Here is a 25,115-nt window from a genome sequence, read left to right on the forward strand (position 1 = left end):
CGCTCTGAGGTGGGGTAGAGCGTGATAGCCCGCCCAATTCGACGTCTAGCTGCGGGTTAGACGACTCCTACCGTCTTGTGTGCAGCGAGCCATCGAATCGGGCAGCTGGCCGGGTCGCTCTGAGGTGGGGTAGAGCGTGACAGCCCGCCCGTTTCGACGTCTAGCTGCGGGTTAGACGACTCCTACCGTCTTGTGTGCAGCGAGCCATCGAATCGGGCGACATCCGGGCGGGCCCACCCCTGCAGTAGGCTCGCGGGATGAGCCAAACCGACGATCGAGCACGCTTCCTCGCGGCATATGACCAGGACCTCCGCACCGACGCCGAGACCCCGAGCGCCCTCAAAGTGACCCAACACGGACCCGTGCGCTTGGTGACCTTCATGAAGGGGCGGGGCTTCGTCACGTACCAGGACCTCGGTGACGCGGACTCGCAGACCATCAAGCGGCTCGTCGCTGAGTCGGTGGCCTACTTCCGCGCTGAACCTGACATCACCAGGGTTGAATGGAAATCCCGCGGGCATGATCACGCGCCGGGTTTGCACGAGGCCCTCGACGAAAACGGCTTCACCCAGGACGAGCCCGAGTCCATCATGATCGGGGAAGCGAAGGCTTTGAGCACAGCCGTGCCACTTCCCGACGGCGTGACCCTGCGGCAGGTCAGGGAGGAACCGGACGTGCGGGCTATGAGCGCGATGCAGGACGAGGTCTTTGGCGAGCCGGTCTCGGATGAGATGGCCGATGCTTTGCTGCGCCGCCTCTCCCTCGATGACGGGATGCAGTTGTGGGTGGCGGAGGCTGACGGACAAATCGTCAGCGCAGGACGCTTGGAGCCAGTGCCCGGCACGGCCTTCGCCGGTATCTGGGGCGGGGCCACTAGAAAAGAGTGGCGCGGCCGAGGGATCTACCGGGCATTGACGGCTCGCCGTGCCCATGCAGCACTCGAGTTGGGCAAGACCCTCATCCACAGCGATTCCACCGAATTCTCACGGCCAATCCTGGAACGGTCCGGGCTGCTCAAGGTCTCGACGACGACGCCGTACCGCTGGGTGCGTGACTAAGCCGTTCGGGCCCCCTCCCGCGCTCAGCAGGAGGAGACCCGAACCGTTACCGAGGAGCCCTACTTCCCAGCCGCGAAGTAGCTCACGCACTGCCCCTGGTTCGTGAACACTGGCGACGGACTGGTCTTCCATCCATCGCTCTTGCATGCGTCCTTGCCGGTGGAAACAGTCACGCGATATTCCTTGGTCGTTCCATCCGGCGCCGTCACGGTGACTACCGCCGCCGGATCCTCAGCGGTGGGCTGCTTGACGGTCACCTTCGCGTTCGTGTCCAGCGGGTAGCCGACGACGGCGGGAGTCGCCGTCGCGGCCAGCACCCGGTAGTCGGTGGTCGCCGGGTCGAATCCGTTGACGGACGCTTGGTTGACGAGGAGCCTGCCGAGGTCGGCTAGTCCGGCGTCAGCCAAACGTGAACCCGCGATGGCTACCTCGGCGATCTTGGTGTACGACGCCGTGGTCACGAAGGAGACGCGGATGCCGCGGGTGGTCACGGGGTCGAAGCGAACTGTCGTGGGCGCAGAAGTCGAGAGTCCAGTGATGGTCCCGGCCGAAGTGTCCTTCCATGCCCCGGAGGCGTCCTGGTACTGGACCTTAAGGCTCGCCGCAGCTTTCTCCGCGGACGCCACAGTAACGGATGAAACGGTGTAGTCGCGGCTGAAACCGTAGCTCAGGCTGTCACCAGCACGGCCGCCGCTCACCCAGTTGGACCAGCGGGTGGAGGCGTTGGCATCGCAGGTGTTCTTCGCGATGTAGGAGCCCTCGGTATAGCTGGCGGTCGCGGACGTGGTGGGGTCGTCCTTGCAGATGTTGCTGCTGGGAACCCGGTCCACTACCACGATGGTGAGTGTCGCGGACAGTGAGCCGGCCTTGCCAGGCACGGTTACCGAATCGACGGTCTGCAGTGCAGATTCAGACAGCGAAGCCCAGTCCCACATAACAGGAATCGGGTTGCGGGCGGGCCCGTTACCGATTTGTCCGGCGACCGTAGCAGGTGCCGCAGCTTGAACTGCAGCCACGGTAGAACCAACACCAACTGTCACGGATGCGGGATCTGTTGCGACGTACTGCCCAACCGTCACAGTGAGGAGCGCGTCGTCAAAAGCCTGGCCATAGGGATCGACGCCGGAACCCCGGAGGGTTACCTTGCCTTCCTTCTGCCAAACAGACGGATCAACGGCGGACCACGTCACAGCCAGCGGCTTGCCGGGACCCGCCTCATACAGCGGAATCACTGTAGAAGGAAGGTTAGGCGCAACGCCCGTGAGCGTGCTCAGTTCAACGGGCGAAACACCCAGGAGCTTCAAATCAGCGATATCCGTGAAAGCCCACGCCTGATGCGGGCTGGCCGAGGCGGTTGAGGTGGTTCCGGTAGATGAAGCAAGTGCCACGGACGTTCCGGCAGCGGTCTGGTTGCCCGAGACCTGCAAGGCAATCGCGGCACCGGCGTTCACCAGGGACCACTGCTTGCCGTTCTCAGTGGTGACGATCCACTGTGCAGAAGGAGTCGCCTTGGCCTGGTCCAACGTCAGAGAAGCCAGTGTTGCCGCACCGCCCTGGCTCCCGTTCAGCACGCCACCGTTGCCGGTAAGGACCCGTCCGTCCGCGCTGGAAACAACCCATCGACGATCGCTTGATGCACCCACCGCGTTGAACGTCCACATCTGCGGAGCCACGCCTGCAGCGTCGGTGCCCAGTTCCTCAATAGAGGCCGAGCCATTCGCACGCCCGGTCAGGTACTTGCCGCTCGCCTCACCGCTGAGGTGGTAGCTGCGGCCGTCCCGCACAGGCGCAGCATCCTCTGAAACCCCACTGACGCCGTCGACGACGAACGTCACCACAGACGCAGCAGGAACCTCGAGCGTGGCGGACTTTGCCGCGGTGTCGACGGCGACTGGAGCGCCCTTGACGAGTGCGTTCTTCTCGATGTCATCCAGAGGTGACTTCGTGGTGACCACGGGAGTGACTTTGGCGCCGGGTGCGATGCTGCCGAAGCGGCTGAGGTCGATGGTGACCTTTTCCGCCGTCGGGGTGTCATTGAAGTGGACCAGCGTTGCGCCGTTGCCGTCGGCGCGGAGGGCGCTGGCGGTTTTGGCGTTGTCGTTCTGGATGAGGAAGTCGCCGGGCCGGATGTAGTGCGTGAAGTTCCGGGTGGTGTTGTATTTCTGGTTGGTCAGGACCTTGCATTTGGCTTGGTCCTGGGATGCGCCGTCGTTGATGCGGCGGTTGGAGAAGCCTTCGCGGCCTTCGTAATTGCAGTCGAAGTCGATGTAGATGGAGCCCCAGCCCTTGTCTGCCTTCTCCTGCTTGTACGTGTCCTCCACAGGCTGCCAGAAGACCCACGCGTTGGGGTCCAGCTCACGGAGATCGTTGACCATCCGGCCGGCGATGCCCAGGCCGTTGGTGATGTTGGAGCGGTCCCAGCCGCTGGTGGAGTCGCCGAGCACCGGGTTGCCGGTCCAGAATCCGCCCACTTCGCTCATCCACAGTGGCTTGTCCGTGGAACCGGCGAGGTCGCGGACCCGACGACGGTCGTTGGTGCCGTAGGTGTGGACGTTGAGCTGCGCAACAGCGTCCTTGGCTTCCTGGCTGTAGCCGTTCCAGTTGGTCATGAACTTGGTGGGATCCGTCTCGTCCATCGCGGAGATGACGGCGTCCGTGGTGCCCTTTTTGAGCTCAGCAGCCAGCAACTTGGTCACGCGGTCCTGGGCGGCCGGGTAGATCAGCGCACCCTCCTGCTTTTGGGTGTACGTGGTGGGCGGCTTGCCGGTGGCGGCATTGATGTCCGTACCCCAGTAACCCGAGTTCGGCTCATTGAAAGGGTCGATAGTGTCCACCGTGATGCCGCTGCCTTTTTCGAGGAGCTCGACGGCGTTCCTCATGTAGGCAGCGAACTTGGCTTCCGCTTCAGGCAGCAGATTCTCGCCCTTGTTGGTGTTGACCTGGCCGGAGACATAGCCGCTCTTGGTCATGAACCACGGAGGGGAATTGCTGAACGCTTCCCAGTGGGTGATCTGCTGGTCTGCGGCGAGGCGTTCCACCCACCACCGCTGGTTCTGATCGGCGTCGGGGTTGTAGGACGCGGGATCGTCCGGATCCCACTCGTTCAAGAACGCGAGCTTGTTGGCCTGCGTCTTGTCCACGGTTCCGTCCGGGTTGTAAAGGTTCGACGCCGGCTGGCCGGGTTGCGCTTCGGCCACCGGCTTCCACCATCCCTCCACAGCACTGCCGTCGTTGAGGTAGTTGGCTACGTCTGAGGCATTGCCGCCGCCCACGTTGTAGCGGGCGATGTTGAGGTTGAGTCCGTCCTCCCCGAAAACCTTCTGGTACAGCTCCTCCCGGAGCTCGGGGGAGTAGCCCGCCGTCGCATTCGCGAACCACACCAGGCTGGTTCCCCACCCTTCGAACGCTTCGCCTCTGGTGGCGGGGTTCGGGGTGATGGTGACCGCTGTTGCGTCGTCTGCGTGTGCTTGTGGTGTGGTTGCGGGCATGAGTGCCAGGCCGGCGGCTGCAGTGACGGCTGCTGCCAGGACTGCCACTGGCCTTCGGATTCTTCGCGCGGAAAACGCCATGGGTGGACCTCATCGTCGGGGTTCGGGGTGATGGTGCAGGGCTTCGCGGGAAGGCCCGGCAAGCCGAGACTATGAGGCTCTTGGGAGCGTCACAAGGCACTCGAACACGCTCGTTCGTGGTCAGTCAGAAGTGGTCACAGGTGTAACAACTTTGCCCTACGCTGACCCGTGGTTGTATAGATGTATACAAGTACACCTTCCCTTGAGGCGGCAGCATGGCAGAACAACCACGAAACACGGGGGCGCACCTTGTCTATGGCGAGTTGAAGCGCCGGATCCTCAGCCTCGAACTGAAACCGGGTGAGCGCATCTACGAACCCGCCATGGCCACTGCCTTGCAAGTCAGCCGCACGCCCCTTCGCGAAGCCATCCGCCGCCTGATTTCCGAGAGCCTGCTGGAACAGCAATCCACCGGAGGGGTCCTGGTTCCCGCGCTGGATGAGAAGGTGATTTCCGAGCTTTACGACGTTCGCGCAGCGTTGGAATCCCTGATGGCACGGGAGGCCTGCGCCAATGCCACCGCCGCGGACCTTGAAGAACTCCGCGGGCTACTTGCCCGCAATGCTGCGATGGTGGAGTTCGCCGACGAGGCCATGAAGTACGGGGTTGCCCTGCATGCTGCAATCGCCAGGATCGCCGGGAACTCCTGGGCCCAACGCTTCCATGAGCAGATCGCCAGCCAGGTTGAGCGCTACCGGTACTTCACCAACAACGCTCCCGAACGCCGCGACGAAGCACTCGCCAATCACCGGCTCTTGGTCGAAGCGATCGCTTCAAAGGATGCGGAGAAGGCAGCCAAGGTGGCCTTCCACCATGTCATCGGTGCACGGGATGAGACCTTGCGGGTCATCTCCAGCTCCGGCCTCGTAGTCGAATGATCGGCGAACTCGGACGGCGGTCATCCACCGCACTCCTGGTCCACTCGACGCTCATCCAGGCCGTCACATTCCTGGTCCGGCCGGCCACCACGTACCGCGCACTCGAATTGGATGTCCCCGGGTTCGCCCTTGGCCTTCTCGCCGCCAGCTACGCTGTGTTTCCCCTGCTGCTCGCCCTGCCCATCGGCGGACTGGTGGACCGCCTTGGTGAGCGTCGGCTCATGGCGATCGGGGCCGCCGTCGTCCTGGGTTGTTCCGCTTTTCTGTTGTTCTGGGGGACGTCAGTCCCTGCGCTCGTAGCGGGAACCGCGCTTCTGGGGGCCGGGCAGTTGGCCTGCGTGGTGGGGCAGCAAGCGGTGGTCGCGAACAACGCGGCGTCGTCTCGCCTGGATTCTGCCTTCGGATACCTGACCTTCGCCGCGTCCCTGGGCCAGGCCTTGGGACCGTTGGCCATTTCCGTCGTGGGCGGTGCTTCCGTTCGCCCGAACACGCAGGCGATCTTCCTCCTCGCCACTGCCATGAGCTTGGTGATGTTCCTGACCACGTTCGTGATTTCTTCGAAGGTCAGCCAGGGTAGGCGCACAGCCAAGGGCGCTCCCAAGGGCAGCGCGGCCGCACTCCTCAGGACACCCGGGGTGGTCCGTGCCTTGGCTACCAGCGCCACCGTCCTGGCCGTGGTGGACCTGACCGTTGTCTACCTGCCGGCATTGGGCGCGGAGCGGGGCCTGACCGCAGCAACCGTGGGCCTTATGCTGACCGTTCGCGCCGTGTTTTCCATGGTGTCCCGGCTGGGTCTGGGCAGCGTGTCCCGCAAGCTGGGGCGCATGAAGTTGCTGATCATGAGCCTGGCGATCTCCACGGCCGCTCTGGGGGTGGCCGCCGTCCCGATGCCCGAGTGGTTGCTCTTCGTCGTGATGGCGTTCCTCGGATTGGGGCTGGGAATCGGCCAGCCCCTGACGATGTCCTGGCTCTCTGCCCAAGCGCCTGAAGGCCAGCGCGGGCGGGCCCTGGCCTTGCGGCTCGCCGGGAACAGGGTGGGCCAAGTGGTCCTGCCCAGCGTCATCGGCGTTGTAGCGGTAGGGCTCGGTGCCGCAGGCGTGTTCCTGGCATCCGCGGTGGCCGTGGGCGGGACCATGCTGTTGTTGCGCGGTGTGAGGCTGGACGACTAGGTGCTGCGAGGCTGATCCAACGAACCGTGCACAGGCCTGGCGTTCGCCGGAGGTTCCCCGACTTCGTGGATGGTGTGGCCGCTGCAAGCCGTCTTGGTGACGCTGGCTCGCTCAATGCGGGACACCATGAACCACCGCATGGCGTCGCGAAGTCGACACCATCCAACCAAGTACCACTGGCCATTCGTTGAGGCGAACAGTACGGGTTCGACGTCGCGGATGGTGGTGCTCCCATCTCCCGAGGTGTAGCGCATGCGGATGACCCGTTGCTCGGACATCGCCTCCTCCAGAGCCGACCTGATGGCGCGCGAGGAGAGGGGAGTCGCGTTCACCCAGACACGGCCAGCCAGGTCGTCGGCTCTTGCCCGGGTCTTGCGATCGAGGACATCCAGGATCTTCCGGATCCCGGCTGCTGCCAGATCGGCATAAGGGGCGTCGGGTGCAGCGGACACGGCCGCCATGAGCGCCACGGCCTGCGCTGGGGACAGGCTGACAGGCGGCAGGGAAGCGCCAGCGGCCAACCCGTACCCACCACCGGGTCCAGGGCGCGACCAAACGGGCGCACCACTGCTCTCCAACGCATCCAGGTCCCTCTTGACAGTGCGCACGGATACCTCGAACTCTCCCGCCAACCGCTCGGCGGAGACCCCCCGCGCTCCGCTGCGACGCAGCAACTCGGAAAGAGCATGGAGGCGTTCTGCACGCTTCACCTGTCAGCCCATATCAAATTCATGACATAAATAGTGACACACCCTTGTCCGTAGCGCCTGCGAGGGTAGTGACATGACAACAACTACAAGCAATCCGGACATCATCCTCATCGCCGGCCACTGGCTGGGTGCTTGGGCGTGGGATGAAGTCCTTGAACACCTGCAAAGCGACCACTCCCGCGCAGTTGCGGTGACGCTCCCTGGTCTCGATGGGGACGATCCTGAGCGGGCGACAAAGACCTTGGACGATCAAGCTGCAGCGGTCCTGGAGAACTTTGCCCGCCTTGGAGTTACCGAAGATCGGCCCGCTGTTCTCGTGGCTCACAGTGGGGCCAACGCCCCTGTCAGCCTTGTCCTGGACCGACACCCTGAGCTTGTTCATCTGGTGGTGTGGGTTGACTCCGGCCCTCTTGCACCAGGGAGCGTCTTCGCTCCTGATCTCCCGGAAGGGGTGGAGGAGCTTCCGCTGCCGTCCCTCGACGTCCTCGCACAGCAGGCAAGTCTCGAAGGCCTGAGCACAGAGGTCCTTGAGCGTTTTCGTGTCCGGGCCGTCCCCGAGCCTGGCCCTGTGCTCCGTCAGCCCGTTGAGCTCATGAACGATGCCCGCCGCAAGGTCCGGACCACTCTGGTGTGCTGCTCGATCCCTGGCGCGCAGGTGATGGAGTTGGCCCACGCAGGCCATGCCATGTTTGCAGAAGTCGCGAACATCGAGAATCTCGACGTCATTGACCTCCCCACGGGGCATTGGCCCATGTGGAGCCGCCCCCGCGATCTCGCCACGATCATTCAGGCAGCTTCCACACACGTCGGGTGACGCAGTGCGCGCTGTTTGGGGAGGTCACTCCGCGAACAGCGCCGCCAGGTCATCCGCCGTCAACGAGCCACCGGCCAAGGCGTCACCTTCCATCACATCTGCGAACAGCTGTGACTTCTTGGCCTTCAACGCCATAACCTTTTCCTCGATGGTGTCCTTCGCAACCAATCGGTAGACCATGACGTTCCTGGCCTGCCCAATACGGTGGGTGCGGTCCACGGCCTGGGCTTCGGACGCCGGGTTCCACCACGGATCCAGCAGGAACACGTAGTCGGCCTCGGTGAGGTTGAGCCCGAAGCCACCGGCCTTCAGCGAGATCAGGAACACCGGAGCGGCACCGTTCTTGAACTCGCTGACCACGTCGCCGCGGTTCCGGGTGCTGCCATCGAGGTAGCAGTACTCCACACCCTCTTCGTCCAGGCGCTCGCGTACCTTTCCAAGGAACCCCGTGAACTGGCTGAAGATCAGAGTCCGGTGGCCTTCGGAAATGACGTCCTCCAGCTGCTCGAACAACACATCGAGCTTGGAGGAGCGCACGCCGGACAATGAAGAATCCACCAACGATGCGTCCAGGCTCAGCTGCCGCAGCAACGTCAACGACTGGAAGATCGTGAAGCGGTTCTTGTTCACGTCGTCGATCAGGCCGAGGATTTTTTGGCGCTCGCGCTGCAGGTGTGTCTGGTAGACCTTCTGGTGCCGCGGGTTGAGCACCACTTCCAGGATCTGCTCCTGCTTGGGCGGCAGGTCCTTGATGACTTGCTCTTTGGTGCGGCGCATCATCAGCGGACGCACACGACGCCGGAGCTTGCCCAGTTGCGCCGAGTCGCCGTTCTTTTCCACCGGCTTTTGATAGTTCTCCGCGAACCGCTTGGGGCTCGGGAACAGCCCCGGCGCAACGATCGACGTCAGGGCCCAGAACTCCATGAGGTTGTTTTCCAGCGGCGTGCCCGTGATGGCGAGCTTGAAACGTGCCGGGAGCTTGCGCGCACACTGGTACGCCTTGGACTGGTGGTTCTTCACGAACTGCGCCTCGTCCAGCATGAGCCCGGCCCAGTGGAACGACGCGTAGGCATCGTAGTCAATGCGGAACAGGGCATAGGAGGTAATAACGACGTCGGCACCCGCCAATGCGTCGACAGGGGACAGGCCGCTCTTGGCGAAAGTCTCACCAACGGTGCGCACCACCAGCCCAGGGGCGAACCGTTGCGCTTCCAAGGCCCAGTTGCTCACGACACTGGTGGGTGCCACCACCAGGAAAGGAGCACGCGGAGTCACCTCAGCAGCATCACCCTGTGCGGCGGCAGCCGTCTCCTCAGCCAGGTCCTTCGCCGCGCAGATCAGCGCAATGGCCTGCACTGTCTTACCCAGGCCCATGTCATCCGCCAGAACCCCGCCCAAGCTGTGCTTGTACAGGAAGCTGAGCCAGTTGAATCCTTCGAGCTGATACGGACGCAGCTCAGCGTTGAGGCCTGCCGGCAGCGGCAGCCCGGTCACGCCGTCGTCGAGCAATCCCCCCACGGCTTCGCGCCACGCGGCCGCTTGTTCGTCCACAATCCCGAGCTGCGCCAGCTCATCCCAGAGCCCTGCTTGGAAGCGGCTGATCTGCAGGGTGCCGTCCTTGTTGTCCGGGTTGTCCTGCAGGGACCGGGCTTCGTCGATCAACGCGCGCAACTGGTGCAGCTCCGGCAGATCCAAGGAGAAGTACGCGCCACTGGGCAGCAGCATGCGGCTCATTCCAGCCGCGAGGGCGGAGAACACCGCGGCGAAGGAGACGGGTTCGCCTTCGAGCGTGATGACGATGCCGAGGTCGAACCAGTCGCCGCTGGCCGTTTCCTTCGTGGAGATGGACACCACGGGAGCTTCGGCAGCTTCACGGTAATCCGCGATGTCACCGGAGGTTTCCACAACAACGTCGGGCAGTTCCTTCAGCGCAGGGAGGACCTCTTCGGTGAACGCCAGTGTGTCCAAACCGCCCAGTTCCGCTGACGCCGCGAGCCGCGGAGCGCCCCAACCGCCCGTTGCCGACTCGGCCAACGCCGACACCACATCCCACGGCCGGCCAAGAGACTCAAGAATGCGGGCTTCCTCAGGATCGTCCCTGTAGCCGCGGTCGTCAGGGTGCCGCCAAAGCGGTTGCGCCGTGACCAGCGTGCCGGACTTGTAGTGCCACTCCCAGTGCAACCGGACCTTGTGATCGTTGCCGTAATTGGCCAGCAGGGACAGCGTGGGAACAGCCAGGGTGGGCAGCTCCACCGATTCGTCGGCGGCCTGCACCGGCGTGGACTGTCGCAATTTGGGGTAGAACGAGGTCAGGAAGCGGCTCTCATCCTCGGAAGGAATCTGAAGCGTTTGGCCGTCCATGACGAATTCCAGGAGTTCGTCAGTGATGCCACCCTCGATCGGTGCCAAGGTAATCAGGTTCTTTTGCTGCGGCACCCCGGGCAGGATGTCCCCGGAATGCGTGAAGAAGATTCCATTGGCCGGCTTGCCCAGGAAGCCCACGGTGGCGGCGTCAACGGGCTCCCCGCCCACGGTGACTGACGGCGCCAATTGCAGGCCGCCGTCGTGCGCTTCCGTTGTGGCGTCCGGGGCGGCGCCCAGACGCGCCAAACTCAGTCCGACGACGGCGGGTTGCGTCTCCACGCTGACGGGCTCGCTCCCAGCGGAGTGGATGAGAGGGATGCCGGCTTTGGTGGCGTCGGCGAGGAGGGTCCAGAGGTTCTTGGCAGCGAAGTCGTTCAGGCTCAACCACATGGCCCCCGACGGTTGCTGGCGGCCGTTGCTGGAACCGTGGGCGGCGAGGAACGTCTGAAGCCATTCGACGTGGACCTCGTTGAATTCCCGCCGGAAGCTGACGTAGCTGAGGTTGTTCCAGGAGACGTCGCCACGGATCCACTTGCCCTTGGCGCCCATCATCACGGGACGGGCCTTGAGTTGGCGGACACTGCGCATGGGGTCGCGGCGGCCTGTGTAGGAGAAGTGCGCGGCGGGCTCTTCCACCTCGAACTGGAGCGCGAGCTGGATGCCAGCCGCGCTCGGAGCAGTGCCTGGCTTGGTGATCAGCCTGTTGAGGGCTTGTTCCCAGGCAGGACGCGCGGTGCCGCCCTGCTGGCCCGAGCCGACCCTCGAGGTTTGAATTCCGGGCGCCTGGGAAAGGAGCTGGGCCCGGATGGTGGGGTGGTCCTCCGCAGTGAAGAGCAGCGCGGCCACGTGCTTGCAGTCCTTGCGGACCGGGCAACTGCAGATACCCACGGTGCAGCTCCAGCCGCTGGGCTTGCGGACCAGTTTTGCCGACGTCGAATACGGCTGCGGACCGGTCCCGCGGACCTTGCCCATCAGAAGGCCAGTGGCGGCGTCGAAAGTAATCCCGCTGACCCGGCTGCCCATGGCATAGGCCAGTCCGGCCGCCAGGGAGCGGTCGTTAATGGCAGGAGTCTGTATGGCCAGTTCCCAGGTTTCGTCTGTGTGGGACGGCATGCGTCGGGCTACTTTCGGCAGGAGGTTATCTGCTCAATCTTAGTCAGCAGAAAACGGCTCCCAAACTTCGCCCTCCGTTAACCTCTTCCTCGATTGCCGCGCCGCTCCCACGCGTACGTTGAAAGTGTCCGGAGCACCACCAGCTTTCAGCAGTGAGGAATTCCCATGACTACCAACGAGTACCCCGTCGTCCTGAACAAGACCAGCTTCGAAGCCGGCAACGCGGATGTAGTGGATTCCAACGTCAACGTCGTGAATCAGATGTACCAGGAGCTCCTCAACAGTGACGAAATTGCCGCCCCTGCGCTCAACAGCTACTTTGTGGACTTCTACCTGACGCAGGCACTGTCCGGTGGGTTCGCCCAGTATGTCTTCACCGCACCGGAACGTGAGGAAGTGGATGCTTACGTCCGCGCAGGCCTCGAAGGCATGGGCGCCACCCGCCACCTGGACCTCTTCAACCGCACTGCGACCACGTTCGATGCACTGACCGAGGACGAAGCAGAGGCCTACCTCGACGGCGAACTGGACGAGTCCGAAACGCCGCCTTCCTCGGTGGTTGCCTTGGACGAGCTCGACGGCGAGTTTGAAGCGTTGCTCGAGGAAGAGGACATCATCGACCTCAACTCGGCCTACCTCCGTGACCAGTCCGAACTGCTTGTCCTGACCGACGAAGAAATAGATGCACACATTGCCGAGCGCGTCGCGTTGATCCCGGACCTCGCCGAGCGCCAAGCCGAAGCCGAAGAAGAAGCCATCGCCAATGCCCCGGAGTTCGAGGTCATCATCCGCGAACTGTGCGATGTTGCCGGCTACTCCTTGGAAAAGATCACCATGGGCGATCCCAACTACGAGCACGACGGCGTGAAGACCCTCGCCTGGCACTTCTCCACCGACCACGGCGACTACCTCATGATCGAGGACGACGAGGAGGCCTTCATGATCCACCCGGAGACCAAGGAAATCATCGCGGCCGTAGAGTTCGAAGAGTCCGAGGAATTCGCGGACGCGTAAGTCTTTCTGCGCGAGATCGCCGGAACGCTGCGGAATCGCCGTAGCGTACCGGCGGCCTCGACGCGTTTCCGGCGATTTCGGTGCCACCCGTGAGTAGACTCGATCGGTGCGTGCGTATTGGGAACTCGGCAGGTCATCATTCCGCCGCCATTCCACGTACCGTACTGCCGCCGTCGCCGGGGCTTTTACCAACTCGGTTTTCGGGCTCATCCGCGCATCGCTGCTGCTGAGTGCCATTACGGCCGGAACTTGTCATCCTGGACGAGCCCACCATTGGCCTGGACATGATCAGCAAGGAGAAATTGCGCCAGTTCCTGGACGCGGAGCGTCGCGAGAACGGCACCACGCTGCTGCTGACTACCCATGACATGAGCGATATCCAGCGTTTGTGCCAGCGCGTTTTAGTAGTCGACGACGGCGCCATCGCCTACGACGGTCCGCTCACCGGTTTGGCTGCCGTCGCCGGAGCCGTACGCACCATGGTGGTTGACCTCACCGCCCCCGTGCACTCGGCTGATCTATTTGTGCTGCCTGATGGTGCCGTCCATGAGGGCATTGAGGCCGACGGGATCCGACACAGCGTCTCCTTCGACCCCCGCAAGCTCTCGGCGGCGGTTGTTCTGGCTGCCATCTCCGGCACGGCCGAGGTTGCCGACCTGTCCTTGCACGAGCCGGACATCGAGCACCTGGTCCGGCAGCTGTATGGGCGTGTCCGGGGCTAGTCGGTTGGTCCTCGCCGAGTTCGCTGAAACCCTGCGAGCTCGCCCGGATACTTGCGGCGATGCGGTAGGTTTCCCACGAACTCGGCGCGATTTGGACGACGACGGCGGTTGGCTAGGTGATTTGGGCACGCCTGAGCTTTACGAAGCCCCAGACGATGGATGCTTGCCACCCGACAAGCAGGCCAATCCAGATCCAGTCCAGACCGCGGTCGATGGTGTGCAGTGTCATGGCCACTAGTCCCAAAGCCCACGCGACCTCTTGCAGGACAAGGAATGCCAAGTTCGGCGGGTTCTTCGTTTTTGTCTTCTCTGCCATTTTCTCTCCCCAGTGAGTGGCTTGCAGTCTAGCAACGGGGGTGCTGATTGCCTGTGACGGCCACTGTCCCTGACTTCGCTGGAAGCCTGCGAGTGCGTTAGCTAACTTCCAGCGACTTCGCAGCGTTCCCGGGGTCCCGGCGCTTGGATGTCCACATAGCGACTCGTACCTCTTCAGTAACCCCCAGGCTGGTCAGCATGCTGAACCGATGGATCGAACAACATCTGTCGAAACTGCTGTCCCGCGGCCCCACCCACTTCCCGCACGAGGGTACATGTGGAGAACCGATGAGTTACTTCGGTTCGGCCTGAACAGCAGAAAGATCAGGGCACTGCTGGATTCGGGTGAGCTGCACCGTGTGAGGTACGGCTGCTACATCAGGGGCAGCAAGTGGAAGGCTCTGGGCCCGGCGAGTCGGGCCATGGAGCGGATCCTGGCACACGCTCGTGGAACGCTGACAACGTCAACCGGCGGGTTCCTCTACAGCCACCTATCGGCGGCACGCCTTCACGGCCTCTTCATTTGGTCTGTTGATGACAAGGTTCACATCCTGCACCCGGTCCAGCCCTCCTCCGGCCGTTGGGGCAAAGACGTCACGGGACACACGGAGACGTTCACTGAGGAGGACGTTGCGGTGGTTCGGGGTCTTCGCGCGACGACGCTTGAACGCACCATCTTTGACAGTGCCAGAATGCTGAGCTATCCCAAAGCACTGGTAATAGTGGATCACGGGCTCCGCATAGGCGCCGATAGAAACAAGCTGACAGCCTTGGCAACAAGTTCCCCTGGAAAGCGGGGAATCCGCACGCTGCGCAAGGCTTTGGACAATGCAGATCCGCGCTCAGAGTCCGCCGGTGAGACGCTCACCCGTGAGTTGATCCAAAGACTCAGCATCCGGCCCCCGGAGCCACAATTCGAGGTGCAGTCGCGGCTGGGCCGGCATCGTATGGACTTCGCTTGGAAAGAGGAAAAACTAGCTTTGGAGTTTGACGGGCGAACCAAATACTTTGACTTCAAACCAACGGATGAAGTCATCTTCCAAGAGCGGCGGCGCGAAAAGGCGCTCATGGAAGAAGGCTGGCGCTTCATCAGGGTCGAGTGGAAGGACTTGTTTCAAGAGCGCGTCTTCAAGGAACGCATCCTTCGGGAACTTAGGTGATCGTGGCGGACGCCAGTTCGCGGGAAACCTGCGTGTTCGCATGGAACCTTCCGGCTATGGGGCAGGCTTCCCGCGATCTCGGCGCAGCGCCTTACTTGATCATCTCCCCGGCAGGGCTCACCAGGTACCAGACGCCGCCCACGCCTTGGCCCGTGACGTCCCCGGGAGCCTTGTCCTTGGCGTAGTAGTACAAGGGCATGCCGTTGAGCGTCACGTGTTTCTTGCCATCCGGTGATGCAATGGTTCCCACCGTTCCGGTGACGCCGTCAACAGAGGGGGAGTCCGCCGTCGTGGTGAAAATCGGCCACGCGGCCAGGCACGCTTCCGTGCAGGCGCTGGTTCCGGAGTCCTTGACGTCTTTGGTGAAGAAGTAGAGGCTCATGCCTTTCCCGTCCACGACGATCTGTCCAACGCTGGAGGAAGCAACTTTCATTTCGGCGCCGTCGGCAGCGGGGGTGGAAGACGAGGTTGGCGAAGCGGAGGTGGGTGCCGCCGTGGAGGTGGCGGCGGACGGAGCAATGGTGCTGGTCCCTGGGCTCCCGCCACAGCCCGCCAGAGCGGCGGTCAGGATCAACGCACTGAGTCCAAAGCTGAGTGGTTTCTTCATGTCTAGCTCCTTTGACGAGCCGGCCGGAACGGACCGGCGCTAACCCCTACGACGCCGGTGGGGGAAGAATGGTTCATGGAGCTGAACCATTTACCAGTGCGCGTCGTCGTATAGGCGAAGGGGCGGAGGAAAACAGTGAGGGAGGTGGCCATGCCGTTGGACGAGGACGTAGTGGCTGCGATCTACCGCGACCATGGCACGGCCCTGAAACGCTTCGTTCTCAGCTGCACCTCCGACGCCCACCAAGCCGACGACGTCGTGCAGGAAACCATCCTCAAGGTGTGGCAACATGCCCCTCAGATCACAGGAAGCCTGCGCAGCTACCTCTTCCGGACGGCCCGCAACGTCATTATTGACAACTACAGGAAGGCGCAGCGGCGCCCGCTCGAAGCCGGGGAGCACGACCTCCCGGACCACGCGGCCACCGAACGCGTGGACGAGCTCCTGAACCGGGTGCTCATGGAGGAAGCGTTGCTCCGGCTCAGTCACGAACACCGGCAGGTATTGGTGGCCCTCCACTACCAAAGGTTCACCGTCAGCGAGGCAGCATTGCAGCTGAACATCCCCGCGGGAACCGTGAAATCCCGGGCTTTCTACGCTGTGAAAGCCCTCCGAACAATCCTTGATGAAATGGGGGTGGAACGATGACCGGCAACTCCGTCCACCAGTTACTGGGCGCCTACCTTCTGGGTGGGCTCGAGGCCGATGAAGCCCGTACATTTGAGCACCACCTCGCCACCTGCGCTGAGTGTCGCCGTGAACTGGAGGAGCTTGAAAGCCTGCCCGCACTGCTCGACGCGGTTCCCCGGGCTGACGCTGTCGCCCTCACGGTCGCCGGGGGTGCGGACTCCCTCTCACCGTTGGAACCCGAGGCGATTCCTGAAAAAGTCCTGGTGGACTTGTCGGTCCGCAGGCGGAAATCACGACGGCGGTGGGCGGCTATGGTGGGTGCGGTTGCCGCTGCTTGCCTTGCAGTCGGCTTCCTCGCCGGACCTCTGCTGAACCAGCCCCCGAAACCGGACGCAAGCTACTCGGTGCAGTCGGACAACGGATTGCAGCTGACCGTGGGCATGGTGAAAAAGAATTGGGGCACCGAGCTCGCTGTGGAGGGCCGCTCGATGCCACTGGAAGGCACCCTGTATCTGTGGGTGAAGGGCCGGGACGGCGCCGAAGAACGCACGTGCGGATGGACGGCCACTCAGAGCGGCCGGATCAAGATCACCGGGGCCACTCCGGTGCAGTTGGCAGGCATCGCTGGGGTTGAGCTTCGCGATGAAGCCGAGAACACGGTGGCCTCGATTTCGGTGCCGTAGCGGTGGTTCCCGATCTATTGCTCTGTAACGCCGGTTCCCTGGGCGCGCAGTTCGGCCACCAGCGCCGGGTTCTCGCAGGCCTTGGCGAATGCCTCGATCCGGCGTTCGATCTCCCGGCCCAAAAGCCAGCCGCCGATCCTCTCGGCCAACGGCTTTATCAGCGCCGGCCGGCACGAAAAGGTGTACTTCCAGACCGCCCGGGTGCCGCCGTCGTCGGGCGTGAACCGCCAACCACCGCCGAAGTTTTCAAAGAACCACGGCCCGGACACCATGGTCATGCCCACGTTTCGGGGTGGTGAGTAGGAGACGTATTCGCTGACCATTTTCAGCCCCATACGGGAGACAGTCCGTGTCCTGACGCCTTTACCCGCTGCCGTGGCTCCGTCCAGAAAAGCCTGGGCGGAAATGAACGGGTCCCAGGTGAGCCGGAATGCGCCCGTGGTCTGGGAGAGGGCGAAGGCGGTCTCCGGATCCAGCCGGATGAATCGTTCGGCGCGCACCTGCGGCATTAGAACCCCTGACCTGAGCCGAGCACCAGGAACACCATGAAGACAATGCCAAAGATGTTGATCGCCATGATGGCCAAGCCGATGATGCCCGTGATGCGTCCCGCGTTCATGCGCCCGGCCCGGAAGACAGCGATCAGCCCGCTCACCACTGCAACGATCGCCAGCACCACGGCAGTCCCAGCCAGGACAAGTGCACCAAACCACCAGGCATCGTTGCCCTCGTTGTAACGGCTCATGGCGGATGCGACGGCTGCGATGCCCAAGGGGATGCTGACCACGGCTGCGATCGGCGAGAGCACAGCTGCGATGATGCTGGTGATCCCGGCGGCAAGGCCGCGGTTACCGGTCCGTTGAGGTTGCTGGTAGTAGTCCACCGGTGGCTGATAGCTCATGGTTCCCCCAAAGGTCCTTCGGCTAGATCTTGCGGTAGGTGAGGTCGAAGATCATGCGCCCGGCCTCGTGGGCTTTGTTCTCGAAACTGGTCCGAATGCGGCCATCGAACCGCGGAGCCCAGCCACCTTCTGCATCCACGCCCTCGTTCGGACCGGTGTGCTCGGTGCTGACCGGTGCGCGGCCTTCCCTCACCGGGGCGCCGCCCACAACAGATTCGACGCCGGACTGCCATACCTGCGTCAGCGGACTCTCCTCGCCGCTGCGCTCGCCTTCGTGCATGTTCTCGAACTCAGTGGAGTCTGCTAGCACCTCGCGGACGTGCACTGCGTAGTTGGACCAGTCCGTAGCGATGCGCCAGTACCCACCCTTTTCGAGGGCCTTGGCGGCGACCGAAGCGAACGCGGGCTGGATGAGCCGGCGTTTGTGGTGCCGGGCCTTGTGCCACGGGTCCGGGAAGAACACCCAAAGCTCGCTGACCGAGCCTTCCGGCAGCATGGACTCCAAAACCTCCGGGGCATTGGCTTCCACCACGCGCACATTGGTCAGCCCACGGCTGTTGATCTTGATGATGGTGTTGGCCAGGCCAGGGGTGTAGACCTCCACCGCGAGGAAGTCCTTGTCCGGGTTCTGCTCTGCGGCGTGAACCACAGCATCGCCCAGGCCGGAGCCGATCTCCACGATCAGGGGTGCTTTGCGCCCGAATACTGCCTCGGCGTCAAAAGTGTAATCAGGGTGAACGGAAGTGTTGGCAACATGTCGTGGGACTTGGATGGCCCAGCGCTCGGCGTGCTCTTCCCACGCTGCCTGCCTGCGGCCCTGCAGACGGGTTCCGCGACGCACAAAGCTGACGGGGCGGCCGCCATAGGTACCAAAGGAGGCCTGGGTGCCGGGCGTGACGGGTCGCGGGGAATCTGGGTTTTCACTCATCCTTTCCAGAATACTTTGGTTCAGGGGGACGGGTTAGTTCGGCCGGTGAGGCTATGGGTAGGGGCCGGTCCAGCGTGCGAGGTGGGAGCCGGAGCTCAGCCGTATAGCAACAGCAAGAGCAACACCAGCCCCTCGAGTCCTGCAATACAAAGCCCGAAGATCCCCAACATCCACGCGATGGTCCGCTGCCCATCGGCGTCGCGGTGTTTGGCCAGCTTGAGACAGCCCAGACCACAGACCACCGCCAGGAGCCAGCAAGTTCCGGTGGGGACCAAGAAGATGGTCTGCGCAGCGACTGCATAGGAAGGTGACTCAGCGCCGAACATGAAGAATATTCCCACAGGAAAGACGATCTGGAAGACAATCGGAACCCCCATGGCAAGCGCTAAGCTCCAGATGCCTGCCCGTAGTCCCGGTGGGCGCGAATACGCTCTGGCCGTCTTTTGAGATGCCGGACGGGGGCGGTCGGAAGATGTGGAGTAAGGTGAAGGTTCGGGGGTCTTGTCCATGCCCTCAACGCTATGGATCGCCATGCCTCAGAGGCATGGGAAATCGTTCTTATGTGGATAACTCTGCCGGGGCTCACCCGCAGGTCACATCCCGCCCAGCAGGCCCCGGAAAGAACCTGTGCTGACAGAATAGGACGTGTGACCTCTTCCAAGACACCCGGCTACCCAGAGAAATCAGTCCTGCCTGACATAGCAGTGGACGCGGAGATCGACGAGGAACCACCAGCGGACCCCACGCAACTGGGTGGCAAGAAGAGCTTGATCTACTTGGGCGTCTGCCTCGTGTTGATCGGGCTCAACCTCCGCACCGTCTTCTCCAGCTTCTCAGCCGTTCTCCCGGAGATCACGTCCGACGCCGGCCTGCCGGGCTGGTCGCTGGTGGTCCTCACCACCGTTCCGGTCACGCTCCTGGGAGTGTTCGCACCCCTGGCGCCCATCCTCGCCCGCAGGTTCGGTGCGGAACGGGTGCTCCTCGGAGCCATGGCAGTCCTCACCATGGGCTTGCTCCTGCGGCCCGTGGAGTTCCCGGGCGTGGGTCACTTGCCCGCACTTCTGGCCGGAACAGCTGCCTGCGGTGCCGCGATAGCCCTCTGTAACGTGCTCCTTCCGGGCGTCGTCAAACGGGATTTCCCGCACCGCCTGGGCCTGATGGGCGGCCTCTACACCACTGCGATCTGCGCCTCGGCCGCCCTTGGCGCGGGCTTCACGTATCCGGTCTTTACGGCAACCGGCCACTGGACCTCGGCGCTGTGGTTCTGGGCGGTGCCAGCCGGCGTCGTACTTTTGCTTTTCCTGCCGTTGGCAATCCGCCAGCCGTCAGTAAAGCACCAGGCCGTCCACAGTGGCGTGAATGTCTGGCGCTCAGCGGTGGCGTGGCAGGTGACCATGTTCATGGTCCTGCAGGCGATGATGTCGTTCAGTGTTTTCGCGTGGATGGCGCCAATCCTCCGCGAGCGGGGGATCGATGGCAGTACGGCGGGCCTGATCGTCTCGGTATCGATCGTGCTGCAGATGCTGGGCTCGCTGTTTGCCCCTGCCTTAGCCACGCGGTTCAAGGATCAGCGGATCATCAACATGGTGGTGGCGCTGATGACCGGAGGCGGTTTTGCCCTCACGATCTTTGGCCCCACGGAGCTGATCTGGGTTTGGACGGGGTTGAACGGGCTGGGCCAGGGATCGCTGACTGCGGTGGCCCTGACCATGATCATGGTCCGAACCCGCGACGCCCACACGGCAGCGCACCTGTCCGGGATGATGCAGGGCGTTGGCTATGGAGTAGGTTCACTTGGCACTCTGATGGTGGGCCAACTACATCAGGCAACGGGCGGGTTCGCAGCAGCTGGGATTTTGTTCCTGGTGGTCGGGTCCCTGGCTGCCTTCTTTGGCTACCGGGCAGGCCGCGACCGCTTCGTTTAACCCAAGTAGGTGACAGCACATGTCGCAATGAGGGCTCATTGGAACATGTGCTGTCACCTAGTTGGGGGAGGAGGGCCTAGACGGTCAGGTCCTTGCCCTTGGTCTCCGGGATGGAGAAGGCGAACGCGATGCCCACCAGCAGCAGTATCACTGCGTACACGTTGAACAGCTGAGCCTGCCCGATGCTGCCGAGCCAGGTCTGCAGGTAGGGGGCCGTGCCGCCGAAGACAGCCACGCAGATTGAGTACGGAACGCCGACGCCGATGGTGCGGATGTGGGTCGGGAACAGTTCGGCGTACACGGCCGGGACGATTGAGGCGCTGCCGGCGATGAAGAACAGCATTACGGACATGGATACCGCGAGCTGCCACGGCGAGTCCTTGAGCAGCCACGTCATGGGGAAGTGCAGGAGGGCGGCGCCGGCGGCGGAAACGATGATCACGGGCTTGCGGCCGATCCGGTCCGAGAGCTTGCCCCAGAACGGCAGGGCGGCAATGAACACCACATTGGCTATGACACCGGCCCACAGGGCTTCACCGCGGTCCATCTTCAAAGCAGTGGCTGCGTAGCTCGGTGCCACGACTCCCCAGATGTAGTAGACAACCGTCAGGCCCACGGTCAGGCCGATGACCTGGAACGCCTGCTTCCGGTACTTGATGATCTGCGGCAGGATCGGCAGGCGCTTCTCATTGGGAGCCTCAGCTTCGAAGGCCTCGGTTTCCTTCATCTTGGCCCGCATGAAGAGGGCGTAGATGCCCAGGGCTCCACCGATCAGGAAGGGGATCCGCCAACCCCAGGCGCTCATTTCTTCCTTGCTCAGGACGTTGGTCAGGATGGCGCCCAGCAGCGTTCCGGCCAGGATTCCGGCGGTGCCGGAGGTGTAGATCAGGGTTGCCCAGAAGCCGCGGTGTTCCTTGGGTGCCATCTCGGACAAGTAAGTCTGCGACGACGGCAACTCACCACCGTGCGCAAGGCCCTGGATGAGCCGTGCGATCAGGAGCATCACCGATGCGAAGGCGCCGACGGCGGCGAACGTCGGCGCGATGCCGATAAGGAGGCTGCCCACCGCTCCCAGCGCGACGGCCACGGTCATGGAGGTCTTGCGGCCGATCCTGTCGCCGATCCAACCGAACACGAAACCGCCAAACGGACGGGCAACAAACCCGACGGCGAAGATCGCCAAGGTGGACAGCACAGCCGACGTGGGGTCGGCCTGGCTGAACAAGGCGCTGGCGATGAACGGTGAGAACGTTGCGTAGATCGCCCAGTCGTACCATTCAACGGCGTTGCCGATGCCGGTTCCGACGAGCGTCCGCGCGTGGGATTTGTGGACCGTGACGTCGGGGGACGTTCCTGCGGTGGTGGTCATGAGATTCTCCAAGCTGATGCGGGGAAAGGGGGGTGGACGCTAGTTGCCGGCCAGGGCGGCGATGCGGGATACCGCGAGTTCGGCATACAGCGCGGCACCGTCGGTGAGGACGCCGTCGTCGAACGTTGCGTAGGGCGAGTGGTTGAACGGCGACGTCGCGTGGTCGGCGCCGGGGGCAACGGCGCTGAGTCCCACAAAGGTGCCGGGGACTTCGGCGAGGACCCGCGAGAAATCCTCGGAACCGCTCAGGGGAGTGGCCAACCGGGTGTGCCTGGAGTCGCCGAACATTCCGGCGATGACCTTCTCCGCTGTGGTGGTCTCGTCCTCATCATTGATGGTGAGGGGGTATTCCTCTTGGTAGTGCACGTCCGCCTCCAAACCGTGGGCTGCCGCGATCCCGTGGAGCAGCCTGGGTACTGCTTCCATCATCTTCCGACGGGACTCTTCGGAGAAGGTCCGGATGGTGGCTTCAATGCGGGCGGTCTCCGGGATGACGTTCCGCTTGGTCCCTGCGTGCAGGACACCGACGGTCAGGACTACGGGATCGAACATGTTGAACTGACGGGTGACCATGACCTGCAACGCCGTGACCATCTCGGCGGCTGCCGTGACCGGGTCCTTTGCTGAGTAAGGAGCGGAGCCGTGGCCGCCCGCTCCCAGGACTGTGACAACCAGCCCGTCCGAGGAACTGAGCATGACGCCGGGCTTGGTGACGAACTGGCCGTGCGGTTCCAGCGAGGAGAACACGTGCATCCCGTAGGCGGTGTCCGCGCGCTTGCCGGCTGCGTCCAGGACGCCTTCCTTGATCATGTAGCTCGCACCGTCGAAGCCTTCCTCGCCGGGCTGGAACATGAGGATGACATCGCCGGCCAGTTGTTCCCGGCGTTCTGCAAGGAGGGTGGCAGCACCGGCCAGCATGGAGGTGTGGAGGTCGTGGCCGCAGGCGTGCATGGCGCCGTCAACGCGGGAGGTGTAGTCCACGCCGGTGGTCTCCTGGACCGGAAGTCCGTCCATGTCCGCGCGCAACAACACCACGGGCTTCTCAGCCGAAGCGTGGGTAGCACCGCCACGGAGAACCGCTGTGACCGACGTCGTTTCTTCACCAAGGGTGATCTCGAACGGCAGGCCGTCCAGTGCCTTGAGCACCTTTTCCTGCGTGCGGGGAAGCTGCAGGCCGATTTCCGGTTCACGGTGAAGCTCGTGCCGGAGACGGACAATGTCGTCCCGCAAGTCCTTGGCGTCGGCAGCAATGGTCATGTTTTCTCCTGGGTCTATCCGGGGATCTCTTCCTCATGCCATTGTGTGGTGACGTGCTTCACAAGCTCGAAAACATCTGGAAATATGCATTCTTTGCCAAGATAATCAGGAAACATGCACTCATCTGCGAGAATTAGGGAATGGAACTCAGCGAGGAAGACCTGCGCCTGATCAACGCCCTGCAAATATCACCCCGGCTCAGCTGGTCGGACGCCGGGCAGGTCCTGGGTGTCCACGCCACCACCTTGGCGGCCCGCTGGGACCGGCTCCGGGAGGCAGGAGCGGCTTGGACCACATCCCACCTCACGGGTGATCCGAAAAACATGTGCCTGGCTATGGTGGACGTTGACTGCGAAATGCACCTCAGACCGGACGTGACCGCGGCCCTGGCAGAGCTCGCCGAAGTCATCACAGTGGAGGAGGCGGCGAGTAACCGAGACCTGACGCTGACGGTGATCACCCAGAATCTGGAGCAGTTCACCACACAGTTCTTGCCGAGGCTGAAGGAAATCCGTGGACTCACCAAGTACCAGACGGCGCTGTGCACCCGCATCCACATCAGCGGTTACGCATGGCGCCTCAACGTCCTGACCAAGGCTGAGCAACAGGCACTCCGGGCGCTCGCAGGACCCGAATCCACCAATCCCTTGGGGCCCGATGCAACGGCCACTCCGCTCCCGGAGAGCCACTTGGCGTTGATACCGTTCCTTGCCAGGGATGGTCGGGCCACTGCGGCGGAAATCGCCAGGGCCCTGGGGAGGAATCCGGCCACGGTCCAGCGGCAACTGGGGAGGGTTTTGGCCAGCAGGACGTTGTCCTTCCGCTGCGAAGTTGCCCAACAATTCTCGGGTTACCCCGTGACTATCCAGTGGTTCGCGAACGTCCCGCCGGGCCGGCACGAGGCAGCGGCCGTCGAATCGCGTGCCATTCGGAATGTCCGGTTCGCTGCGTCCACCACGGGCCGCACCAACTTCACCATCATCATGTGGCTGAGGTCCCTGGCCGAAGTCCTGGAAATGGAACTCACGGTGCAGCAGCGCATCCCGGGCATCGAACTGGTGGAGAGCGTGGTCATGTTGAACACAGCCAAGCGGGTCGGGTGGATGTTGAACCCGGACTCCACCGCCACAGGAATCGTGGTCCCGCCCTACGCGGAGCTGCTGCCCAACGGCATTTAGGCGTGCTTGGTGGCCCTGAGGACCGTGTCCAGAGTGGTACCGGACTCGCCGTCGGGACCTTCAACGGCGCGTCGCCTGTCGGTGAGCACATCGACAAACCACGGCTCACGGTCCAGCCGCAACGCACCGGCCAGCTGCTCCGGAGTGAAGAACATGCCGGAATCGTGATGGTGGCTCCACGACGGCAGCCCATGGGGATGATGCCCCACCACCAGCAACGTGCCACCCGGCGCAACTGCTGCCGCCGCCAACGCCACGGAATCACGCCACGGCAGCAGGGGTGAGTGCAGGAACTGGGCCGAGACCAAATCAAACACCGGCTCCGGCTTCCACTCGGCAAGGTCCTGCTGCTGCCACGTGATCCGGTCCCCGTGGCTGGTTTCCGCGGCATGCGCAGCTGCCCGTTCAAGCGCGACGGCGGACACGTCCAAAGCGGTCACGGTCCAGCCTTGCTGGGCCAACCAGATAGCGTCACCGCCTTCCCCGGAGCCCAGATCAAGTGCCTTTCCCGGCTTCAGGTCCGTGGCTTCGGCCACGAGTTGCGGGTTGGGATTCCCGCTCCAGACCATGGTCCGCTCCCGGTACATGCCGTCCCACATGTCCACGGCGTTGTCGGCGTCCTCGTGCAGGTTGAGGCCGCGCTGTTGGGCGCCTTCGTGCTGGTGCCCGTGCTGGTGGGTGCCTGCGCTGGTGGGCTGTTCGCTCAGGGGAGTACCGCCGTCGTGGGTCTTTTCAGTCATATGCCAAGCGT

Annotated in this window: 23 protein-coding genes; 11 read left to right on the top strand and 12 right to left on the bottom strand. The window is 63.3% G+C overall.

Annotation, left to right across the window (positions count from 1 at the left end):
• The first annotated feature begins 257 nt into the window (after positions 1-257).
• Positions 258-1,058 carry a GNAT family N-acetyltransferase gene (locus AB4Y77_RS08655; RefSeq protein WP_442013608.1) on the top strand — a complete coding sequence of 267 codons (801 nt, stop codon included), beginning with the start codon at positions 258-260 and terminating at the stop codon, positions 1,056-1,058.
• A 59-nt stretch (positions 1,059-1,117) separates the two neighbouring features.
• Here the strand turns inward: AB4Y77_RS08655 and AB4Y77_RS08660 are convergent, their stop codons facing one another.
• Positions 1,118-4,594 (bottom strand): discoidin domain-containing protein, encoded by a 3,477-nt coding sequence (locus tag AB4Y77_RS08660; RefSeq protein ID WP_442013609.1) that lies wholly within the window; start codon positions 4,592-4,594, stop codon positions 1,118-1,120.
• 248 nt (positions 4,595-4,842) lie between these two features.
• On the opposite strand from AB4Y77_RS08660, the gene AB4Y77_RS08665 reads away from it, so the two are divergent.
• Both AB4Y77_RS08665 and AB4Y77_RS08670 read left to right on the top strand, forming a co-directional pair.
• On the top strand, positions 4,843-5,505 hold the full coding sequence (locus tag AB4Y77_RS08665) for a GntR family transcriptional regulator (RefSeq protein WP_442013610.1): 663 nt from the start codon (positions 4,843-4,845) through the stop codon (positions 5,503-5,505).
• Positions 5,502-6,674: an MFS transporter gene (locus AB4Y77_RS08670; RefSeq protein WP_442013611.1), complete on the top strand. Its 1,173-nt coding sequence runs from the start codon at positions 5,502-5,504 to the stop codon at positions 6,672-6,674. The genes AB4Y77_RS08665 and AB4Y77_RS08670 overlap by 4 nt, the downstream gene beginning before the upstream one ends.
• Here AB4Y77_RS08670 and AB4Y77_RS08675 read toward each other — a convergent pair.
• Positions 6,671-7,384 (bottom strand): helix-turn-helix transcriptional regulator, encoded by a 714-nt coding sequence (locus AB4Y77_RS08675; protein WP_442013612.1) that lies wholly within the window; start codon positions 7,382-7,384, stop codon positions 6,671-6,673. The genes AB4Y77_RS08670 and AB4Y77_RS08675 overlap by 4 nt on opposite strands.
• Before the next feature lie 73 nt (positions 7,385-7,457).
• Here AB4Y77_RS08675 and AB4Y77_RS08680 point away from each other — a divergent pair, with 73 nt between their 5' ends.
• Positions 7,458-8,198, top strand: coding sequence for an alpha/beta fold hydrolase (locus AB4Y77_RS08680; protein ID WP_442013613.1), 741 nt, complete (start codon positions 7,458-7,460; stop codon positions 8,196-8,198).
• A gap of 24 nt (positions 8,199-8,222) precedes the next feature.
• Here the strand turns inward: AB4Y77_RS08680 and AB4Y77_RS08685 are convergent, their stop codons facing one another.
• Positions 8,223-11,675 (bottom strand): DEAD/DEAH box helicase, encoded by a 3,453-nt coding sequence (locus tag AB4Y77_RS08685; RefSeq protein WP_442013614.1) that lies wholly within the window; start codon positions 11,673-11,675, stop codon positions 8,223-8,225.
• A 165-nt stretch (positions 11,676-11,840) separates the two neighbouring features.
• On the opposite strand from AB4Y77_RS08685, the gene AB4Y77_RS08690 reads away from it, so the two are divergent.
• Positions 11,841-12,689: a DMP19 family protein gene (locus AB4Y77_RS08690; RefSeq protein WP_442013615.1), complete on the top strand. Its 849-nt coding sequence runs from the start codon at positions 11,841-11,843 to the stop codon at positions 12,687-12,689.
• 230 nt (positions 12,690-12,919) lie between these two features.
• Positions 12,920-13,411 (top strand): hypothetical protein, encoded by a 492-nt coding sequence (locus AB4Y77_RS08695; RefSeq protein WP_442013616.1) that lies wholly within the window; start codon positions 12,920-12,922, stop codon positions 13,409-13,411.
• A 112-nt stretch (positions 13,412-13,523) separates the two neighbouring features.
• Here the strand turns inward: AB4Y77_RS08695 and AB4Y77_RS08700 are convergent, their stop codons facing one another.
• Positions 13,524-13,727 carry a hypothetical protein gene (locus tag AB4Y77_RS08700; RefSeq protein WP_442013617.1) on the bottom strand — a complete coding sequence of 68 codons (204 nt, stop codon included), beginning with the start codon at positions 13,725-13,727 and terminating at the stop codon, positions 13,524-13,526.
• A 208-nt stretch (positions 13,728-13,935) separates the two neighbouring features.
• Between AB4Y77_RS08700 and AB4Y77_RS08705 the strand changes: the two genes are divergently transcribed.
• Positions 13,936-14,886 (top strand): type IV toxin-antitoxin system AbiEi family antitoxin domain-containing protein, encoded by a 951-nt coding sequence (locus AB4Y77_RS08705; protein ID WP_442013618.1) that lies wholly within the window; start codon positions 13,936-13,938, stop codon positions 14,884-14,886.
• Positions 14,887-14,977: 91 nt separating this feature from the next.
• On the opposite strand, the gene AB4Y77_RS08710 is transcribed toward AB4Y77_RS08705, so the two are convergent.
• The gene (locus AB4Y77_RS08710; RefSeq protein ID WP_442013619.1) at positions 14,978-15,493 is read right to left on the bottom strand and encodes a COG4315 family predicted lipoprotein; all 516 of its coding nucleotides are present in this window, start codon (positions 15,491-15,493) and stop codon (positions 14,978-14,980) included.
• A gap of 150 nt (positions 15,494-15,643) precedes the next feature.
• Here AB4Y77_RS08710 and AB4Y77_RS08715 point away from each other — a divergent pair, with 150 nt between their 5' ends.
• Complete coding sequence (locus AB4Y77_RS08715; protein ID WP_311215180.1) at positions 15,644-16,141, top strand: sigma-70 family RNA polymerase sigma factor; 498 nt, start codon at positions 15,644-15,646, stop codon at positions 16,139-16,141.
• Positions 16,138-16,806, top strand: coding sequence for a zf-HC2 domain-containing protein (locus AB4Y77_RS08720; protein ID WP_442013620.1), 669 nt, complete (start codon positions 16,138-16,140; stop codon positions 16,804-16,806). The genes AB4Y77_RS08715 and AB4Y77_RS08720 overlap by 4 nt, the downstream gene beginning before the upstream one ends.
• Positions 16,807-16,820: 14 nt before the next feature.
• Here the strand turns inward: AB4Y77_RS08720 and AB4Y77_RS08725 are convergent, their stop codons facing one another.
• The 4 genes from AB4Y77_RS08725 to AB4Y77_RS08740 form a co-directional block, all read right to left on the bottom strand.
• A complete protein-coding gene (locus tag AB4Y77_RS08725; protein ID WP_442013621.1) occupies positions 16,821-17,315 on the bottom strand; it encodes a type II toxin-antitoxin system RatA family toxin in 495 nt (164 codons plus the stop codon).
• Entirely contained in the window at positions 17,315-17,707 is a 393-nt protein-coding gene (locus AB4Y77_RS08730; RefSeq protein ID WP_311215183.1) for a hypothetical protein, read from the bottom strand. Before AB4Y77_RS08730 ends, AB4Y77_RS08725 begins: the two co-directional genes overlap by 1 nt.
• Before the next feature lie 22 nt (positions 17,708-17,729).
• Positions 17,730-18,635 carry a tRNA (guanosine(46)-N7)-methyltransferase TrmB gene (trmB, locus tag AB4Y77_RS08735; RefSeq protein WP_311215184.1) on the bottom strand — a complete coding sequence of 302 codons (906 nt, stop codon included), beginning with the start codon at positions 18,633-18,635 and terminating at the stop codon, positions 17,730-17,732.
• A 95-nt stretch (positions 18,636-18,730) separates the two neighbouring features.
• The gene (locus tag AB4Y77_RS08740) at positions 18,731-19,012 is read right to left on the bottom strand and encodes a hypothetical protein (RefSeq protein ID WP_442013622.1); all 282 of its coding nucleotides are present in this window, start codon (positions 19,010-19,012) and stop codon (positions 18,731-18,733) included.
• A 270-nt stretch (positions 19,013-19,282) separates the two neighbouring features.
• On the opposite strand from AB4Y77_RS08740, the gene AB4Y77_RS08745 reads away from it, so the two are divergent.
• Entirely contained in the window at positions 19,283-20,560 is a 1,278-nt protein-coding gene (locus tag AB4Y77_RS08745; RefSeq protein ID WP_442013623.1) for a CynX/NimT family MFS transporter, read from the top strand.
• Between the two features lie 76 nt (positions 20,561-20,636).
• Here AB4Y77_RS08745 and AB4Y77_RS08750 read toward each other — a convergent pair whose 3' ends face one another.
• Together AB4Y77_RS08750 and AB4Y77_RS08755 are read right to left on the bottom strand one after the other, a co-directional pair.
• On the bottom strand, positions 20,637-21,929 hold the full coding sequence (locus AB4Y77_RS08750; RefSeq protein WP_311215188.1) for an MFS transporter: 1,293 nt from the start codon (positions 21,927-21,929) through the stop codon (positions 20,637-20,639).
• A 39-nt stretch (positions 21,930-21,968) separates the two neighbouring features.
• Positions 21,969-23,186, bottom strand: coding sequence for a M20 metallopeptidase family protein (locus tag AB4Y77_RS08755; protein ID WP_442013624.1), 1,218 nt, complete (start codon positions 23,184-23,186; stop codon positions 21,969-21,971).
• A gap of 140 nt (positions 23,187-23,326) precedes the next feature.
• On the opposite strand from AB4Y77_RS08755, the gene AB4Y77_RS08760 reads away from it, so the two are divergent.
• On the top strand, positions 23,327-24,364 hold the full coding sequence (locus AB4Y77_RS08760) for an Lrp/AsnC family transcriptional regulator (protein WP_442013625.1): 1,038 nt from the start codon (positions 23,327-23,329) through the stop codon (positions 24,362-24,364).
• On the opposite strand, the gene AB4Y77_RS08765 is transcribed toward AB4Y77_RS08760, so the two are convergent.
• Positions 24,361-25,104, bottom strand: coding sequence for an SAM-dependent methyltransferase (locus tag AB4Y77_RS08765; RefSeq protein WP_442013626.1), 744 nt, complete (start codon positions 25,102-25,104; stop codon positions 24,361-24,363). The genes AB4Y77_RS08760 and AB4Y77_RS08765 overlap by 4 nt on opposite strands.
• Positions 25,105-25,115 lie beyond the last annotated feature (11 nt).

The sequence above is a fragment of the Paenarthrobacter sp. YAF11_1 genome, assembly GCF_052113445.1.
GTDB lineage: Bacteria > Actinomycetota > Actinomycetes > Actinomycetales > Micrococcaceae > Arthrobacter.

Excerpts from the sequence above, each read along its gene's own strand:
- AB4Y77_RS08665 (WP_442013610.1), top strand. The coding sequence starts at position 4,843 with ATGGCAGAACAACCACGAAACACGGGGGCGCACCTTGTCTATGGCGAG.
- AB4Y77_RS08690 (WP_442013615.1), top strand. The coding sequence starts at position 11,841 with ATGACTACCAACGAGTACCCCGTCGTCCTGAACAAGACCAGCTTCGAA.
- AB4Y77_RS08715 (WP_311215180.1), top strand. The coding sequence starts at position 15,644 with ATGCCGTTGGACGAGGACGTAGTGGCTGCGATCTACCGCGACCATGGC.
- AB4Y77_RS08760 (WP_442013625.1), top strand. The coding sequence starts at position 23,327 with ATGGAACTCAGCGAGGAAGACCTGCGCCTGATCAACGCCCTGCAAATA.
- AB4Y77_RS08710 (WP_442013619.1), bottom strand. The coding sequence starts at position 15,493 with ATGAAGAAACCACTCAGCTTTGGACTCAGTGCGTTGATCCTGACCGCC.
- AB4Y77_RS08755 (WP_442013624.1), bottom strand. The coding sequence starts at position 23,186 with ATGACCATTGCTGCCGACGCCAAGGACTTGCGGGACGACATTGTCCGT.
- AB4Y77_RS08765 (WP_442013626.1), bottom strand. The coding sequence starts at position 25,104 with ATGACTGAAAAGACCCACGACGGCGGTACTCCCCTGAGCGAACAGCCC.
- AB4Y77_RS08655 (WP_442013608.1), top strand. The coding sequence starts at position 258 with ATGAGCCAAACCGACGATCGAGCACGCTTCCTCGCGGCATATGACCAG.
- AB4Y77_RS08730 (WP_311215183.1), bottom strand. The coding sequence starts at position 17,707 with ATGAGCTATCAGCCACCGGTGGACTACTACCAGCAACCTCAACGGACC.
- AB4Y77_RS08700 (WP_442013617.1), bottom strand. The coding sequence starts at position 13,727 with ATGGCAGAGAAGACAAAAACGAAGAACCCGCCGAACTTGGCATTCCTT.
- trmB (WP_311215184.1), bottom strand. The coding sequence starts at position 18,635 with ATGAGTGAAAACCCAGATTCCCCGCGACCCGTCACGCCCGGCACCCAG.
- AB4Y77_RS08685 (WP_442013614.1), bottom strand. The coding sequence starts at position 11,675 with ATGCCGTCCCACACAGACGAAACCTGGGAACTGGCCATACAGACTCCT.
- AB4Y77_RS08705 (WP_442013618.1), top strand. The coding sequence starts at position 13,936 with ATGGATCGAACAACATCTGTCGAAACTGCTGTCCCGCGGCCCCACCCA.
- AB4Y77_RS08740 (WP_442013622.1), bottom strand. The coding sequence starts at position 19,012 with ATGGGGGTTCCGATTGTCTTCCAGATCGTCTTTCCTGTGGGAATATTC.
- AB4Y77_RS08720 (WP_442013620.1), top strand. The coding sequence starts at position 16,138 with ATGACCGGCAACTCCGTCCACCAGTTACTGGGCGCCTACCTTCTGGGT.
- AB4Y77_RS08680 (WP_442013613.1), top strand. The coding sequence starts at position 7,458 with ATGACAACAACTACAAGCAATCCGGACATCATCCTCATCGCCGGCCAC.
- AB4Y77_RS08750 (WP_311215188.1), bottom strand. The coding sequence starts at position 21,929 with ATGACCACCACCGCAGGAACGTCCCCCGACGTCACGGTCCACAAATCC.
- AB4Y77_RS08670 (WP_442013611.1), top strand. The coding sequence starts at position 5,502 with ATGATCGGCGAACTCGGACGGCGGTCATCCACCGCACTCCTGGTCCAC.
- AB4Y77_RS08725 (WP_442013621.1), bottom strand. The coding sequence starts at position 17,315 with ATGCCGCAGGTGCGCGCCGAACGATTCATCCGGCTGGATCCGGAGACC.